The following is a 16,791-nucleotide window of genomic DNA, read 5'->3' as shown; positions in this document are numbered from 1 at the left end:
AAACATCCTTTGGCCAAAGGATGTTTTTTGTTGAACGCACAAGATTAATCTTGTTCGCCGTGGAACAATATTGAGCTTTGCTGCAATATTGACGCAAAAACGGGTACCGTCCTAAATGGAGGGTACCCGTTTCTATTTGGTCTAAAAATTAAAAATACCGTTATTACACTTCTTAGTAGTCTCTTCGATTGCTTATTCGAAAGTGATTTGTAGTGCTTTGTTCAATTCTGGTTGTTTAGTCAAATCGTCTAATACTTCTTTGGACACTGCTTTATCAACCGTTAGAACCATGATAGCTTCCCCGCCGACAACCTTGCGACCAACTTGCATGGAGGCAATGTTAACTTCGTTTTTACCAAGTAGCGTTCCAACATGACCAATAATACCAGGTTTGTCATTATGTGAAATAAAGATTAGATTACCTTCAGGTGAAATATCCACTGGGAACTTGTCGATTTGGACGATTCGTGCGCCATATCCATTGAGTAAAGTTCCAGCAATGCGGCGTTCTGTGCCGTCACTTGCTTTGAGTGTTACGCTAATTAGATTCGTGAAGCCTTTAGTAGCTGTTGCCTTGGACACGACGATATTTACATCACGAACCTTGGCAAGATGCATCGAGTTAACAATGTTAACGTCATTCCCGAAATGGCGGGATAATACACCTTTGATAATATAACGAGTCAATGGCTGGGTATCCACTTCCGATAGGTCACCAGCATAGTCCACTTGAATCTCATTCACAGCCTGGTCGTTAAGTTGAGCTGCGAACGTACCAAGCTTTTCTCCAAGCTCGAAGTAAGGTTGTAATTTTTTCATTACGCTTGGAGCAACCGGTGGCATGTTAACTGCATTTTTGAAAGATTCATTTCGAAGAATATGCAGTACTTGTTCCGAAACGTCGATAGCTACGTTTTCTTGTGCCTCAATTGTAGAAGCACCTAAGTGAGGAGTAACGATGATTTTCGGATTGCTCAGGAATGGATGATCAGCTGCTGGTGGTTCTTGTTCGAATACGTCGAAAGCTGCACCTTCAACAATGCCTTGCTCCAACGCAACAAGCATAGCTGTCTCATCAATAACACCGCCGCGAGCACAGTTTATGATACGCATTCCTTTCTTCATCACTTCAAACTGAGGAGTGGAAATCATGTGCTTGGTTTCTGGTGTTAGTGGGGTATGCACAGTGATGAAATCAGCGTTACGTACGATTTCATCAACAGTTGCTAGCGTTATTCCAAGCTTCTCTGCACGGTCTTCAGTGAGGAACGGATCGTAGCCGAGGATTTCCATACCAAACGCTTTAGCACGTTTAGCAACTTCACTACCAATCCGACCCATGCCAAGTACGCCTAGTGTCTTGTTGCGAAGTTCAACACCAAGGAACTTGCGATCCCATGTGCCTTGAATTGTCTTAGCATAAGCTTGTGGAATGTGGCGAGCAAGAGCTAGCATCATAGCAAAGGCGTGTTCACAAGTCGTGATTGTATTTCCATCTGGAGCATTGATAACAATAATACCGCGTTTTGTGGCAGCTTCGAGGTTAATGTTGTCAACCCCAACACCCGCGCGTCCAATTACTTTTAGGTTTTTTCCGGCTTCCATGATTTTCTCGGTCACTTTTGTCTGGCTACGAACAAGTAAAGCGTCATATTGAGAAATGATTTCCACCAATTCATCTTCGCTAAGTCCTGTCTTCTTTTCAACTACAACATCGTCTGCATCCATAAGTTGTTGAATCCCCAGATCACTAATTGGATCCGATACTAGTACTTTTAACATGGTTTAATTCCTCCTAAAAGTTTTGTATAGCAGAGCTTCCTCGAAAAGTGGACGTACAAAACTTTCTTCGGAAGCATTAGCTTAGTTTTGAACTACTTTTCCCCATTACCGTTCCACTGCAGCAAAGAGTAGGGGTGTAGGGAGTTACGGATTGACCCTTATAGCCCAGAAAAGTAGTGGATAAATAAAAAAAACCCTCAATCCGCATACTACTTGCGTAGTAAGGGACGAGAGTTGTTCGTGGTACCACCCTAATTCGCTGCGCCTTCACAGAAGCAGCCTTTATTGTCATAAATGACAAGATTGATAACGGAGTTCATCCGATTACGCCTACTTGAAGTTCAGCGTAATGACTCAGGAGTGCTAAAGTTGTTCTTCTGCTACCGGTTTGCAGCACCACCGGCTCTCTGTAAAGCATGCAGAACACTTTGTTCCTTCACAGTGTTTCACAAATTCAATTTTTCATAATGTAACATGCAAAGAAGTACGTGTCAATACTATGGGGATGATATTCTTATTCTTTACAACTGCCGCCTTGAATCTGCGTGTTATTTTGGTTATGATTTTAATAATGTCGCATATCGCTATTTCTTGTCATAAAACAATCATGATTGTAACTAATCCTCGACAAAGAAAGGAAGCGCGGGAAGTTTTTCGGATGCATAATAAGTAGTTTTCCATTTTACGAATTCTTTACTTTGTACAGCTTCAGTTTCTGTGAGAATTTTCACAATGGATGACACAGAATGAAGGTTTAGACTTGATGCCTTACCACTAGCGATCATTTGATCAATCTTTGCAGTCATATCTTGTGGAAGGTAAGAGACGAATAAGTTGTCAGTGTTCATGATGTCAGTCACAGCTTTGTTTTTGACAGCAAGAGATAAATTCGACCATTGTTGCACTGTGGTATCCTTACTAAAAATGTAATCTGCCGAGATATTCTGATTACCTTTAGCTGTCCATTTCAGTATGGAGGTGTAGTATTTTTTCTGAGCTTGAAGACCGAAGTTTATGGCCTTTTCCGTAAATTCATCTGTTGCTAAACTCTTCGCAAATTGGGAGCCGTTATTATTTCCGGATTCTGAAAGGATTCGGTCTATGCTTTCGTCAAAAAGCTTTAAGCTTTTGAGAATGTCTCCGTGAGCATCCTTCAACAAAGGGGAGGATGCAGCAATGGATGTGGCAGATATTTGTTCATACTGTTTTTGAGCAGAATCGCGGATTTCCCGTAGCGTAGCTTTAGATTTCAAACTGGAATCACTCCGACCTAAAATGTCAATATGAGCTAAATAATTATCTTTAAACTGCTGATACGGTTGAAATACTACGTAGTAGAATGTGACCAAATCCTGCTGAGTATAAGAATCTTCCGTTTCTAATTCTGGGATGTTAATTTTTAAATAAGCATATTTCGATTCAGTTTGTGCAATACCCATTTTCATACCCATAAAGAATGTACCAAATGCGATGATGAGAGTGCAGAGGAACCCAAGTATAAAGAAGATTTCAAATCGGGAGTTACGTTTTCGTATCATAATAATGACACTCCTAACTAAGTATTTTTAAAAAGTCCAAGAGTCTAAGCTATACTGAGATATGTACTTATAGATCAATTATAAAGGACAGGGTTTGACAGAAACTATGAAAAAATTCAAGTTTGGTAAAATTGAGATTAGAACAGTCGCTCCCCGTCAGTTGAATGATCGTTTGCTATTAATAAATTTATACATTACTCAAGGACTTACTTTATTTATCGGCTTAGTGATACTTTTATTTCAGAAACGGAACCCGATTTCCTTATTTCATTTCCCTAAAAGTGTCGAATTTTTGTATTGGGGTGTAGGTTTAGCGGTTGTAATGTTTGTTATTGACCTCTTACTCTCCAAATTTATAGCAGAAGATAGCCTGGACGATGGTGGTATTAACGTCATGTTGTTCCGCAAACGTCCTATCTGGCATATCTTTGTTATATCTGCTGTAGTGGCTATTTGTGAGGAATTGCTGTTTCGGGGGGCGATTCAACATGGGATAGGTCCTTATTGGACAAGTATCTTGTTTGCAGTGATCCATATTAGATATTTAAAGCATTGGATTCCTACGGGCTGGGTGTTTGCTAGCAGTTATGGACTAGGTTATATCTATATACTTTCCGGGAGTCTCTGGGCTCCGATTATATGTCACTTTCTCATTGATTTTATCTCGGGCTTAGTGATTAAATTTCGGAGGGAATCATGAATGAACAACGACTGAGTAGAATGGAACGACATGGGCGTGGCCGTAGCGGGAAAATGAGCAAAGATGATGATTCTACTACAAACATTATGGATAATTCCGAAGTCTACTCCAGTAATGAATACAGTATCAACGAAGATGTTTTAAATTTAGGTATCAGGAAACAGAAACAGCCCGCTTCTCAGAATGTGAATACGCCGGAAAATATGCCTTCGCGAAGAGAATTGTTTCCATCACAAAGGCTGAAATTAACGAGATGGTTCTTTAATTCTTTAGTGATTATTTTTGTAGCAATTATGATTGCTTTGCTTTGGTGGGGAATCAGTGACTCACCGTGGGGGCAAAAATACAACAATGTGCGGTAACATGACTATTGATTTTGATAATTGGGTAACGTATACTGTGAAGAATAAATTAAAGATTCGGAAATATGCCTATGAAGAGAATCCAACTCGGAGGCGTTTTCGCCAAAGGAATCATAGTCATTCCTTAAGTTAACCGGCCCCGTCCGTTATCGCGGAACCAAGAGATTAAAGTAATGTTATTGCTTTAATAAGTTGGGTGGCACCGCGAGCAGAGCGCTCCTCGTCCCAAGGGATGAGGGCGCTCTTTGTGTTTTTACGGACAAATGGAGGGATACGGTATGTTAGATTTGAAATCGATTAGAAGTAATGCAGCAAAAGTTCAAGAAGCGGCTGATCAAAAGGGAATTCAGGTTTCTGTTCAGGAATTAATAAGCTGGGATGATCAAAGACGAGCGTTGATGAGAGAGACGGAGTCACTTCGTGAGCAACGAAACCTCGGGTCTAATCGAATGGGAGCGCTACTGCAAGCTGGAGAGCACGCTGAAGCTGCTACTTTGCGTGAATCGCTTAAGAACCTCAATGAAGGATTAAGTTCCGTAGAAGAGAAGTTGGAGGAGACTGTGAAGAATGTGCAGCGTCTAATGCTGCTTATTCCTAATGTCCCTTCGCCTGACTCTCCAATTGGACAGTCGGATCTCGATAATGTTGAGGTAAGGTGTGTGGGAGAACTACCGGAATGGAATTTTGTGCCTCGGAATCATATGGAGCTTGGAGTATTGCATGATATCATCGATATGCCACGTGGGGTGAAAGTAGGCGGAGCTCGGAGTTATTATCTCAAGGGGGCTGGACTTCTGTTGCATCGAGCTGTACAGCAGCTAGCTTTAGATATGCTGCTTGAACGGGGATTCACACCAATGGAAGTGCCATTAATGGTGAGAGAAGAACCTCTAATTAATACAGGGCATTTCCCGATAGGACAAGAGCAGACTTATGCGGTTAATGACGCAGATAAATGGTTGGTGGGGACATCAGAGGTTCCTTTAGTATCATATTATGCTGACGAGGTATTAGATTTACAGGAACCCATTAAACTCGCAGCGGTGTCGAACTGCTTCCGAAGTGAGGTTGGATCTGCTGGAAGAGATGTGCGAGGGTTGTATCGTGTGCATCAGTTTGCCAAGGTGGAGATGGTCATCATTTGTGACCCGGACGAAGCTAAATCAGAAGCACTTCTTCAAGAAATTACTTCCCATGCGGAAGAATTGCTCAGTTTGTTAGAACTTCCGTATCGGGTAATGTTGGTATGTACAGGCGATATGTCTCAAAAAACTTACAAACAATACGATATAGAAACATGGATGCCTAGCCGTGAGACTTATGGTGAGACACATTCATCTTCAAACTTACTCGACTTTCAAGCCAGACGCTCCAACATTCGCTGCCATGATGCTGAGCGGCGCCTGGTATATTGTCATACGCTTAACAATACGGCAGTTGCATCACCACGGATATTGATTCCACTGCTTGAGAATCATCAACGAGAGGATGGTTCGATTTATATCCCCCCAGCTCTGCGTAAATATATGGGGAATCGTGAGGTATTAATGCCCTTAGATGTGAAGGATATTCTGGACGAAGAAGCCCTATAAAGAGTGAGTCGCATTATCTCGTTCGAAAATGAAGGAACATGTATGAACTCAGAGAAAGAAGATCTGAGTGAGAGGTTTCCTGTATTTATGCCGAATGAGTTTATTCAAATGAGTGAACACTACCTATGATTTTAATACATCAAGGGAGGTTTTTTAGGTGAAGTCATCCTCATTTCTATGCGGGATTCTCCTTGGGGTTGTAGCTACAACTTGGGCGAAGAAAAATCAAAGTTTATTAACCGCAGCAAAAGACGCGGGGTCCATGATGAACTGGTCCGGTATGATGTCAGGTCATTCAAATGATAAGAGTGATCATTCGACGTCACATTCAAGCTCCAACGGGTCCTCAGGCACCCAGGTGCATCCCAGTTGTTGCTCCACATCGGATAAGGATCATTCGAAGGAACATAGTCTGAAACAAATCTTGGAATTCATTAAGGGAAATCCGGATGTCCGCAGTGAGGTCGAAGGGATATTAAAAGAAACAAATACGGTAATCCCAGGCTTGTAATCATCTTTAACTCCAAGAATCATTTTCAGCTCACGAGTTCGTGGGCGGGAAATGATTCTTTTTTTGGCTATTTTATTGCGTGCATTTACAGAAAATTAATGATAACATAATTACAAAGAACCATTTCCAGCACATATTAGAACAGGTTTCATAATCTGTGATAACAAGGCTTGGAGAGGAGGATCCTGTATGAAGATAGAAAGACTAGGTAATGACAAGATACGGATTTTCCTCACGTTTGACGATCTTAGCGAACGAGGTATTCAGAAAGAGGACATGTGGCATGAAATTCCCAAAGTCCACGACCTGTTCACCGAAATGATGGATCAGGCTTATAGTGAAGTGGGATTTGATGCTACGGGACCTTTGGCTGTTGAAGTGTTCGCGCTACCTGCTCAAGGAATGGTCGTCATAGTGACGCGCGGGAAATACGATCACCATCATCATGGAGGCCCATCTCCTTATGAGGATGAAATGTCAGAAGAGGTTTATGAGATGGAAGTTACGCTAGAGCAGAGCGATACGATTTTGTATTCGTTTGATGATTTTGAAATTCTGATTGAAGCGGCCCATGTTCTGCAGCATATGCTTGCCGATGCCGGCAGATTGTATAAATATAATCGGAAATGGGTTCTGCACTTAGAACCTGAGGAGCTAGAAGAAGGAAAACAGGCAGCTATAATCGCTGTGTTGGCTGAATTCGGCGAAGCGACATCGGTTACTCCAGCTATGCTAGAGGAGTACGGCGATGTCATCATGGCAGACAATGCCATTGGTGTGATTTGTAGCCATTTTAAGCGTCAGGATTAACTTCATTAGCGGGTTATTTGCTAGCTTGGTAGAGATAAGAAACGGAAAAGTGTTAGATAGGGGGGATAACCGTTGCTCTTTTTCTCGATTGGAATTGCAGCGGTGGCCCCAGGTATCGCTTTACTGACTTATTTTTATCTTAAGGACAAGTACGATTCGGAACCGTTGCATATGGTCATGAAGATGTTTTTTCTTGGATTTCTGATAGTGCTTCCTGTTATGATCCTGCAACGAGGACTGGAAATATGGCTGGGGGATAGTCCTTTTGTTAGTGCGTTCATAATTTCCGCAGGTGTAGAAGAAGCGATGAAATGGTTCGTACTTTTCCATCTAATTTATAACCATACGGAGTTTGATGAGCCCTATGATGGTATTGTGTATGCGGCAGCAATTTCGCTTGGATTTGCAACAGTAGAGAATGTTATTTTTGCTCTAGCAAGTCAGGTTTCAGTTGGTGCATTACTTATTCGTGCATTACTGCCAGTTTCGGGACACGCAATGTTTGGTGTGATGATGGGGTATTACATGGGCCGAGCCAAGTTTTCTACTGGTAATAGAACTGTAAAGTATCTCCTCTTTTCATTAATGCTCCCTATGTTATGGCATGGAGTGTACGATTGGGTACTAGACAATATCACTCAATATTGGGTGTGGTACATTGTTCCATTGATGGCATTCCTCTGGTATGGTGGCATCGGAAAGATATATCGTGCTAATAATCGTTCTCCTTTCCGGTTAACTCGGGCAGGGGGACAGGACTAATTTCCGAAAAAATGGGCATCCTGATTCTAGTTATTTACGGCATAAAAATCGCCGTTTAGCTGGAAGGGGGGTGCCTTTTTGGCGCGTGTGAAAGTGAAAATTACCTGCAAGTCTTGCGGCGAACGTTTTGTACTCCGAGGAACAAAGGATCGAGGACATATTCAAACGGGATTTAAGCGATGTATATGCGACAACCAGCAGTTCTTCATTGAGGAAATGGAGGCGCTCTAATTAATATATTTACATATAATTTATTGTTATGAATAAAGCCCCTTTCTTCTTGTCAAACTAACTTCAATTAGTTTTAGTTGAAGAAAGGGGAGCACATCAAGATGTATAAGCGTTTAAGTGCAGTATTATTTCCCATAGTAACTCTTTTATTGATCGGCTCGATGGTATGGGGCTATCAAGAGAACCAAGAGAAGAATGCCATTTTGATTAAAGCGGAGAACCAGTATCAGCGGGCTTTCCACGATTTGTCCTTCCATGTGGATAAGTTACATGGTGAACTGGGGAATACGTTAGCGTTACATTCTGCTTCGACCGGTTCACAAAGAAAAGGACTGGTTAATGTCTGGAGGATTACAAGCGAGGCTCAAAATGAGATTAATCAATTACCATTGACTTTACTCCCATTTAATAAGACGGAAGAGTTGCTATCACGGATATCTAAGTTTTCTTATCAAACAGCAGTTCGTGATTTGACTAAGCAGCCTCTAAGCGAGAACGAGGTTAAGAACTTGAAAGAGCTGTACAAAAATTCCGCGGAAATCTCTAAAGATTTGCAGGGAGTTCAGGATAAAGTAATTAACGACAGGTTGCGTTGGATGGATGTTGAAACCGCATTAGCAGCAGAAAATGATCAAGAAAATAGCATTATAGACGGTTTTAAGACGGTGGACAAAAAAGTTGGTGAATATCCTGAGCTCGACTGGGGTCCGTCAATCGCTAGTATTTATAACAAACGTTCCGTTAAAAAGCTTGGCGATACACCTACTACTATAGAGGATATCAAGAAAAAGGCTGCCCAATTTGTAGGATCTAAGGATTCTGCAGCGATAGAAGTTGTTGAAAACGGTAAGGGAACCGAGTGGGCTTCATATACCGCAAAGGTTAAGACTAAAAAGAATGGAGAATCGGTAAGCCTCGATTATACACGTAACGGGGGGCATTTGATTTCTTATAATAAAGATCGTCAGATTGGGAAGAAAGCTGTTTCCTATGCTGATGCTAAAAAGCGGGCTGAAGAGTTTCTTCAGAACAAAGGATATCCTGATCTAACAGCTGTATTTTATGATGAGTTCGGTGACATTGGTAACTTTACTTTTGTTAGCAAGTCGGGAGAGATCCTCATTTATCCAGAGAAAATCTCGCTTCGAGTTGCACTTGACGATGGAGAAGTCACAGGTATGCAAGCTACTGATTATGTGTATGAACATGAGAGTGGTGAGGCAGCGAAGGTGACTAAAACGAAGCCGAAGCTTACTTTGGAGCAAGCTAAGAAATACCTGAACTCGGATTATAAGATGGACTACAGTCGCTTAGCGATTATTGAGAACGAAATGTCGGAAAAAGTGCTCACTTACGAATTTGGAGGGAAAATTAACGGCTCGGAGTATCGTATATTTATTAACGCGGATTCGGGTGCCGAAGAAACAGTTGAAGAAATCAAAAGTGCAAAATCACCAACAGCTTCTTAACAAGTTCAAGAGGACGTTCCTAATTTGTGGAACGTTCTCTTTTTATTTTGTTGAATTTATACATGTCCACTCCTCCGGCTCGTGGTATAATTATGCCATACTGTAGTTTTATTAATGATGGGCGGGTGGAGGAACTTGTTTCCTAAAGTAAACGATTTTGTGTACATTCAAGTAGCATCAGTGGATAAGAATGAAGTAAATAAAGAATGTAAGTCGCGGATCGCAGATATTGAAGAAGAATCATTTTTAATTGAAGTTCCAATGGATATGAAAAGTGGACAGAGTAAGAGATTGTTTTTGGGTGATGAATTGTCTGTATATTTCTTGACCGAGGGCGGCATCAAACATTATTTCAATACATATGTGCTTGGATTTGCTGATGATGTGGTAAAACTGATACGGATTCGCAAACCAGAACCTGAGTCGATTACAAAAATCCAAAGACGTGATTTTCTACGTGTAGTTGCTGAATTGGAAATTGCCGTAAAATTGAAAGATAACACTCGGTTTTTGGCATATACAGATGATGTTGGAGGGGGTGGCGTCTCCTATTTGACCGATGAAAATTATAACTTATCTGAAGGAGATACTTTGGAGTGTTGGCTGCTTGTCCCATACAAGACAGGGACGATAGAACATGTACCATTTGAAGCAGAAGTAGTCCGCTCAAAAAAGTTGGAGTCTGGAAGATGGATCACGATGTTGAAATATCTTAGCATCTCAGATTTTGAACGGCAGAAGTTGATTCGATATTGCTTTGAACGTCAATTTGATTTCAAAAATCGTTAATACGATGGATATACGGTTCTCTTTTTTAGAATTGGATAAGCTAGAATTATTCAACAGAAAAGGGGACCTCTTTATTATGGACAGCAGGGATGATGAAAACTACACTGACTTGTTTTTAAAATTTTGTGGGATCGTCGAGCCTTGGTTAATAAAGGCAGTAATTACATTGTTAATAGGTTTATTTATCTTCCAGGGAGCCCTACGAATACCGGAATTACGCAAGTTAATTTCCTCTGCTGAGTGGTACGAGGGTGTCCCAATACACAAATCAATAAGACGATAAAAAAGAAAATTTGCAGTGGATCGTTTTTGCATCCCTATAGTATGTGTGGTATAATTTTTACGTCGCAGGCAAAGCCTGCTTTTTTCTTGAGACAGTGTCTGAGGAGGAGTGCCCCGTTGGCAAGTGTAACGTCAGCATCTAGTGGCAAAATTAACATCGCGATTGACGGACCTGCTGGGGCAGGCAAGAGTACAATTGCCCGTATGGTTGCGGGTAGGTTGTCTTACGTCTACGTCGATACCGGTGCAATGTACCGGGCAGCTACTTGGTATTGCCAGAGTCTTGGTGTCGAACCGGAAGAAGTTGAGCAAGTGCTTCAAATTGTAAAAGATCTGGTTATCGATTTAATACCGATAGAGAATGGACAACAGGTATTAGTTAATGGACAAGAGGTTACGGAACAAATTCGCTCTCTTGCGGTTAATGCAAAAGTATCCCGATATGCGCAAATCGAGGGGCTGCGAAGCAGACTTGTCTCTCTGCAGCGGCAAATGGCTTTACGCAAAGGCGTCGTGATGGATGGACGCGATATCGGTACGACAGTACTTCCCGATGCAGAAGTCAAAGTTTATATGACCGCAACGGTGGAAGAACGGGCGAAACGCAGGTACAAGGAAATGAAGGAACAATCTGCAATTTCGTTGGAACAACTTGCTGCGGATATTGCTGAGCGAGACCGTCTGGATCAGGAACGGGAGATTTCGCCGCTTCGTCAGGCAGATGATGCGAGACTACTGGATACAACTCATATGTGTATTGAGGAAGTAGTGGAAACCATCGTATCTTATTGTAAGATTTATGGGATGGAGAGCAAAGCATGATTTATAATGTTTGCCGCGGTTTACTACGAGTAATTTATAAGTTTTTGTTTCGTCTCGAAGCAAGTGGTTTGGAGCACATACCACAAGAGGGTGGTGTGCTACTTGCATCCAATCATATCAGTCTTTTTGATCCACCAACTATCGGGATTTTACTTGATCGTAAAGTTCATTTTATGGCCAAAAAAGAACTCTTTGATGTGTTTGGATTGGGTTGGCTAATTACTCAGCTAGGTGCTTTTCCCGTCAAACGGGGTGGAGTTAGTAAGGAATCTATTAAGAATTCGCTTAATATCCTTCGCAGTGGCAAAGTTATGGGTATCTTCCCAGAAGGTAGCCGAAACGACGAAGGAGCAGGTAAGAAGGGTGCTGCGAGCTTTGCACTACGCACGAATGCTGTTGTTATACCAGTAGCAATCATCGGTAATTATAAGTTGTTTCGTAAAGTTAGAGTGATCTATGGTGCACCAGTGGATCTATCCAAAGTTAAGGATATTCCTGACTCGGATCCGGTCGAATTGGCTACCCAGGAGATTATGTCCCGCATTGCTGAGTTGAAAGCTCTAGGATTATCATACGTTAAGTAATTAGCATATGAATGAAGGTCGGGAATATATGGAACTCTATAATTAAAGTAGTTTTGAACTTCGCTATGAGCGGGTTTAAATAAATGGTTTTTTTTGAATTTAGGAGGGTATTGACATGTCGGAAGAACTAAAGAATGGTCAAGAAGCCGTTGAAGCGGTAAGCCAGGATGAAATGGAACAAATCGTATCTTTGAAAAAAGGGGATACCGTCAAAGGAACGATCGTCAAAATCGAGGATAACCAAGCTTATGTAAGCATTGGATATAAATATGACGGCGTTATTCCTATTCGTGAATTGTCCTCCGTCCAATTGGGCAATGCTTCGGAAGCCGTAGAAGTTGGCCAAGAAGTTGAGACAAAAGTTGTTAGCATTGACGATGAGAAAGAGCGTCTTGTTCTTTCCAAACGTGCAATCGACGGCGAAAACGCTTGGGATGAGTTGCAACAACGTTTCGACAGTAAGGAAATCTTTGAAGTTGTCGTTGCCGACGTTGTAAAAGGCGGTATCGTGGTAGACGTAGGCGTTCGTGGTTTCATTCCTGCATCTATGGTTGAACGTCATTTCGTAGAAGACTTCAGCGACTACAAAGGACGTACACTTCGCGTAAGAGTGAAAGAAATTGATCGTGAGAACAACAAAGTAATCCTTTCTGCTAAGGATGTTCTTGATGGAGAGTTCGAATCAAACAAACTCAAAATCATGGGCGAACTTAAAGAAGGTCAAGTGCTTGAAGGTACTGTTCAACGTTTGACTCAATTCGGAGCATTTGTTGACGTAGGTGGCGTGGATGGACTTGTACATGTATCCGAAATCGCATGGAGCCATGTAGAAAAACCAGCTGACGTTCTTTCCGAGGGCGACAAAGTTACAGTGAAAGTGCTTAAAGTTGATCCTGAAAAAGGGAAAATCAGCTTAAGCATCAAAGCAGCGGCTCCTGGTCCTTGGGAAACTGCTACTGAGCAATTCAAAATCGGTGATATCGTGAGCGGTGAAGTAAGACGTCTTGTTGCCTTTGGTGCATTTGTAGAAATCGCTCCAGGTGTTGAAGGACTCGTTCATATCTCTCAAATTTCGCACAAACATATCGGCACTCCTCATGAAGTGTTGAAAGAAGGTCAAACCGTTCAAGTTAAAGTCTTGGATGTTAACCCTTCTGAAAAACGTGTTAGCCTCAGCATCAAAGAAACTGAGGAAGCTCCAGCAGCTGCTGCTCCTAGAACTGACAGACCTTCCAGAGGCAGTAGTGTGAAAAAAGAAGATTTGGGTAACAACCCAAATGTTTCTCTAAGTAATGAAGGATTGAGCTTCACGCTAGCTGAACGTTTCGGCGATAAGCTGAGCAAATGGAAGTAAGCAGGATTTAAGCAGGCATAATAATCGGCGGACCTCCTTTGAAGGTGGTTCGCCGTTTTTATTTTTAGGGCGATATTTCATGAAAACTGAAACGTTAGCCATTTAATTCTTTTTTTGCTATGATGAGTAACGTGGTTCATGGTAATTAAGAATTGATCGACTTTTATATAGAAGGATATTTTTAGGAGGAGTGCGCATGGCAAGACCCGTAGTGGCGATTGTTGGAAGGCCTAATGTAGGTAAGTCCACAATCTTTAATCGTATTATTGGTGATCGACTGGCTATAGTTGAAGATAAGCCGGGGATTACACGTGACCGGATTTATGGTATTGGTGAATGGAATGGTAAGTCATTCAGCATTATTGATACCGGTGGTATTGAGTTGGATGATCAAGAGCCTATTTTAAAATCGATTCGCATGCAAGCAGAACTTGCGATCGAAGAGGCAGACGTTATTGTCTTTATGTGTGATGCTAAAGATGGTGTGACAGGATCGGATGAAGAAGTTGCAAATCTGTTGTACCGTTCAGGTAAGCCGATTGTACTTTCTGTTAATAAAGTAGATAACCTTGGTCGAATGGACAATATCTATGAGTTCTATAACCTTGGCTTTGGAGAACCAATTGCTGTATCCGGAAGCCATGGTACAGGGGTTGGCGATTTACTCGACGAAATAGTTAATAAACTGCCTGATTTAGAAGAGGAAGAATATGATGAAGATATTATCCGTGTAGCGTTGATTGGTCGACCTAACGTTGGTAAATCTTCTCTAGTGAATGCAATTCTTGGCGAGGAACGGGTAATCGTGAGTGATGTGGCCGGTACAACGCGAGATGCGATTGATACACCATTTGAGCGGGATGGACAACGTTATGTGTTGATTGATACAGCAGGTATGCGTAAACGTGGTAAAGTGTACGAAACGACAGAGAAATATAGTGTTATGAGAGCCATGAAGGCGATTGAACGTGCTGACGTTGTACTTGTCTTGATCAATGGTGAAGAAGGTATTATCGAGCAGGACAAGCACATCGCGGGATATGCCTATGAAGCTGGGAAAGCTTCCGTATTTGTTGTAAACAAATGGGATGTTGTTGTTAAAGATGATAAAACAATGCAAAATTTCGAACAAAAAATACGTGACCATTTCCTATTTATGACCTATGCTCCAGTTGTATTTCTCTCAGCCAAAACTAAGCAACGTGTGCATAAGCTTCTACCCGTTGTGCAGCATGTGGCAGATCATCATACTAAGCGAGTACAGACGCATTTGTTGAACGATGTTGTCTCTGATGCTATCGCGATTAATCCTCCACCTACCGATAAAGGACGTCGTCTACGAATTAATTATGTGACACAAGTAGCGGTCAAACCTCCAACGATTGTCGTGTTCGTAAACGACCCTGATTTGATGCACTTTTCATATGAGCGGTACTTGGAGAACAAAATCCGAGCTGCGTTCGACTTTGAAGGTACACCAATTCGCTTGTTTACTAGACGTAAATCAGATGAAGGTTAGGAGAGAATAACGTGATTCCATCTCTAATTGCAGTGTTATTCAGTTATTTACTTGGCTCGGTCAGCTTCAGTGTCCTGCTGGCGAAGTCCTTGAAAGGCATTGATATACGTCAGCATGGCAGTGGAAATGCTGGGGCGACCAATACGTTGCGTGTACTGGGAAAAGGACCAGCTATTCTGGTTCTTATTCTCGATGTATTAAAGGGTATTGCAGCTGTATGGTTAGGTCGCTGGCTTGGAGAGGGTTCTGAGTGGGTTCCTGCGCTTTGCGGTATCGCTGCCATCGTGGGTCACAATTGGCCACTCTATTTCCGCTTCCGTGGTGGTAAAGGGATAGCAACAACGATTGGAGTCATGGCTACCCTAGCCCTTATACCTGCGCTATATGCCGGTGCGATTGCAATTTTATTAATTGTTTTCACTCGGTATGTTTCGTTGGGTTCGCTTATTTTTGTATTACTGACACCGCTATTTTTATGGATTTTCGGTGAAATAGGTCCATATTTTTGGGCCAGTTTGCTCATTTGTATTTTTGCCTTTTGGAGACACCGTAGCAACATTGTAAAAATAGCTCAAGGTAGAGAGAATAAACTGGGTTCCAAGGGAGGAGAACGCGTTGTCTAATAAAGCTGCTGTGCTTGTAGCGGGCAGTTGGGGAACGGCTTTAGCTAGCGTACTTGCGGATAAAGAGATGGATGTTGCCATTTGGACGCGAAATGAAGCACAAAGGGATGAAATCAACCACCACCATCGGAATGAGCGTTTTCTACCTGGTGTTGATTTATCTTCGCGTATTGCAGCTACTTGTGATATGGGAGAAGCTGTACGAGGAGCAAAGGCTGTTATCGTTGTTGCCCCTTCTTCAGCTGTACGTGAAGTAGCACGTTCCTTAAAACCTTATTGGCATGAAGAGATGACAGTAGTACATGCAACTAAGGGGTTTGAAACGGAAAGTTTGAAGCGTATTTCGACGGTTATTTCCGAGGAACTAGGATGTGAAGAAGGCCGGATTGTCGTCTTGTCGGGACCAAGCCATGCGGAGGAAGTTGTTAAACGTTGTCCTACAACGGTTGTGGTAGCTTCGCTGGATGATGAACAGGCGAGTTTAACTCAGGATTTGTTTATGAACTCTTATTTCCGTGTCTATACTAACCGGGATATGATTGGTGTGGAGCTTGCTGGTGCTTTGAAGAATATCATTGCATTTGGCGCCGGAATGTCTGATGGTCTTGGCTATGGAGACAACGCGAAGGCTGCGTTATTAACTCGTGGACTTGCGGAAATCACGCGAATTGGTGTAGAGATGGGGGCTAACCCTCTGACTTTTGCTGGACTCGCTGGAATTGGTGATTTGGTCGTTACGGCGACAAGTCAGCACAGTCGTAACTGGCGTGCAGGGTATATGTTGGGTGAAGGTAAGCCACTAGAAACCGTCCTAAGTTCGATGGGCATGGTAGTGGAAGGCATTCGAACAACCAAGGCTGCACACACGATTTCAGAGAAATATAAAGTACAAATGCCGATTGCTAACCAGATCTACTCTGTTCTGTTTGAAGGAAGGGAACCTAAGACGGCCGTAGAGGCACTTATGGGCCGTGATCGGAAGACAGAGATGGAAGTTATTTCTCAGGAAACATGGGAACAATGGCATACATAGTAAGCCGTAATTAGCTACGATTATTACG

General features: G+C 42.2%; 17 protein-coding genes and 1 other annotated feature. Of the genes, 15 read left to right on the top strand and 2 right to left on the bottom strand.

Annotated elements, in window-relative coordinates:
- Nucleotides 1–192 precede the first annotated feature (192 nt).
- A complete protein-coding gene (serA, locus tag NST85_RS18545; RefSeq protein ID WP_127190894.1) occupies nt 193–1,782 on the bottom strand; it encodes a phosphoglycerate dehydrogenase in 1,590 nt (529 codons plus the stop codon).
- Between the two features lie 220 nt (nt 1,783–2,002).
- Nucleotides 2,003–2,231, bottom strand: a binding site (T-box leader).
- A gap of 168 nt (nt 2,232–2,399) precedes the next feature.
- Nucleotides 2,400–3,320: a hypothetical protein gene (locus NST85_RS18540; protein WP_127190893.1), complete on the bottom strand. Its 921-nt coding sequence runs from the start codon at nt 3,318–3,320 to the stop codon at nt 2,400–2,402.
- A gap of 106 nt (nt 3,321–3,426) precedes the next feature.
- Between NST85_RS18540 and NST85_RS18535 the strand changes: the two genes are divergently transcribed.
- The 15 genes from NST85_RS18535 (at nt 3,427) to NST85_RS18465 (ending at nt 16,763) form a co-directional block, all read left to right on the top strand.
- A complete protein-coding gene (locus tag NST85_RS18535; protein WP_341190064.1) occupies nt 3,427–4,020 on the top strand; it encodes a CPBP family intramembrane glutamic endopeptidase in 594 nt (197 codons plus the stop codon).
- Nucleotides 4,017–4,382, top strand: coding sequence for a hypothetical protein (locus NST85_RS18530; protein ID WP_127190891.1), 366 nt, complete (start codon nt 4,017–4,019; stop codon nt 4,380–4,382). Before NST85_RS18535 ends, NST85_RS18530 begins: the two co-directional genes overlap by 4 nt.
- A 278-nt stretch (nt 4,383–4,660) precedes the next feature.
- Entirely contained in the window at nt 4,661–5,974 is a 1,314-nt protein-coding gene (gene serS, locus NST85_RS18525; RefSeq protein WP_127190890.1) for a serine--tRNA ligase, read from the top strand.
- Nucleotides 5,975–6,131: 157 nt separating this feature from the next.
- Nucleotides 6,132–6,485 (top strand): hypothetical protein, encoded by a 354-nt coding sequence (locus tag NST85_RS18520; protein ID WP_127190889.1) that lies wholly within the window; start codon nt 6,132–6,134, stop codon nt 6,483–6,485.
- A 189-nt stretch (nt 6,486–6,674) separates the two neighbouring features.
- Nucleotides 6,675–7,295, top strand: a complete 621-nt coding sequence (locus tag NST85_RS18515) for a genetic competence negative regulator (RefSeq protein ID WP_127190888.1) — start codon at nt 6,675–6,677, stop codon at nt 7,293–7,295.
- 72 nt (nt 7,296–7,367) lie between these two features.
- Nucleotides 7,368–8,057 carry a glutamic-type intramembrane protease PrsW gene (gene prsW / locus NST85_RS18510; RefSeq protein ID WP_127190887.1) on the top strand — a complete coding sequence of 230 codons (690 nt, stop codon included), beginning with the start codon at nt 7,368–7,370 and terminating at the stop codon, nt 8,055–8,057.
- A gap of 78 nt (nt 8,058–8,135) precedes the next feature.
- Complete coding sequence (locus NST85_RS18505) at nt 8,136–8,288, top strand: hypothetical protein (protein WP_170220129.1); 153 nt, start codon at nt 8,136–8,138, stop codon at nt 8,286–8,288.
- Between the two features lie 101 nt (nt 8,289–8,389).
- Entirely contained in the window at nt 8,390–9,757 is a 1,368-nt protein-coding gene (gene ypeB, locus NST85_RS18500) for a germination protein YpeB (RefSeq protein WP_127190886.1), read from the top strand.
- Between the two features lie 135 nt (nt 9,758–9,892).
- Nucleotides 9,893–10,546 (top strand): flagellar brake protein, encoded by a 654-nt coding sequence (locus NST85_RS18495; RefSeq protein WP_211350042.1) that lies wholly within the window; start codon nt 9,893–9,895, stop codon nt 10,544–10,546.
- Nucleotides 10,547–10,945: 399 nt separating this feature from the next.
- Nucleotides 10,946–11,650, top strand: a complete 705-nt coding sequence (gene cmk, locus NST85_RS18490; protein ID WP_211350041.1) for a (d)CMP kinase — start codon at nt 10,946–10,948, stop codon at nt 11,648–11,650.
- Nucleotides 11,647–12,234, top strand: coding sequence for a lysophospholipid acyltransferase family protein (locus tag NST85_RS18485; RefSeq protein ID WP_307395839.1), 588 nt, complete (start codon nt 11,647–11,649; stop codon nt 12,232–12,234). The genes cmk and NST85_RS18485 overlap by 4 nt, the downstream gene beginning before the upstream one ends.
- A 115-nt stretch (nt 12,235–12,349) precedes the next feature.
- Nucleotides 12,350–13,588 carry a 30S ribosomal protein S1 gene (gene rpsA, locus NST85_RS18480; protein ID WP_127190884.1) on the top strand — a complete coding sequence of 413 codons (1,239 nt, stop codon included), beginning with the start codon at nt 12,350–12,352 and terminating at the stop codon, nt 13,586–13,588.
- A gap of 196 nt (nt 13,589–13,784) precedes the next feature.
- Entirely contained in the window at nt 13,785–15,107 is a 1,323-nt protein-coding gene (der, locus tag NST85_RS18475) for a ribosome biogenesis GTPase Der (protein WP_127190883.1), read from the top strand.
- 11 nt (nt 15,108–15,118) lie between these two features.
- Entirely contained in the window at nt 15,119–15,730 is a 612-nt protein-coding gene (gene plsY, locus NST85_RS18470) for a glycerol-3-phosphate 1-O-acyltransferase PlsY (RefSeq protein ID WP_307395837.1), read from the top strand.
- A complete protein-coding gene (locus NST85_RS18465; RefSeq protein WP_127190881.1) occupies nt 15,723–16,763 on the top strand; it encodes an NAD(P)H-dependent glycerol-3-phosphate dehydrogenase in 1,041 nt (346 codons plus the stop codon). Before plsY ends, NST85_RS18465 begins: the two co-directional genes overlap by 8 nt.
- Nucleotides 16,764–16,791 lie beyond the last annotated feature (28 nt).

This window comes from Paenibacillus sp. FSL K6-2524 (assembly GCF_038005525.1).
In the GTDB taxonomy this organism is placed as follows: Bacteria; Bacillota; Bacilli; order Paenibacillales; family Paenibacillaceae; genus Fontibacillus; species Fontibacillus anaericanus.
The sequence above is the reverse complement of the archived record's forward strand: the minus strand, read 5'-3'. Positions and strand labels throughout refer to the sequence as shown.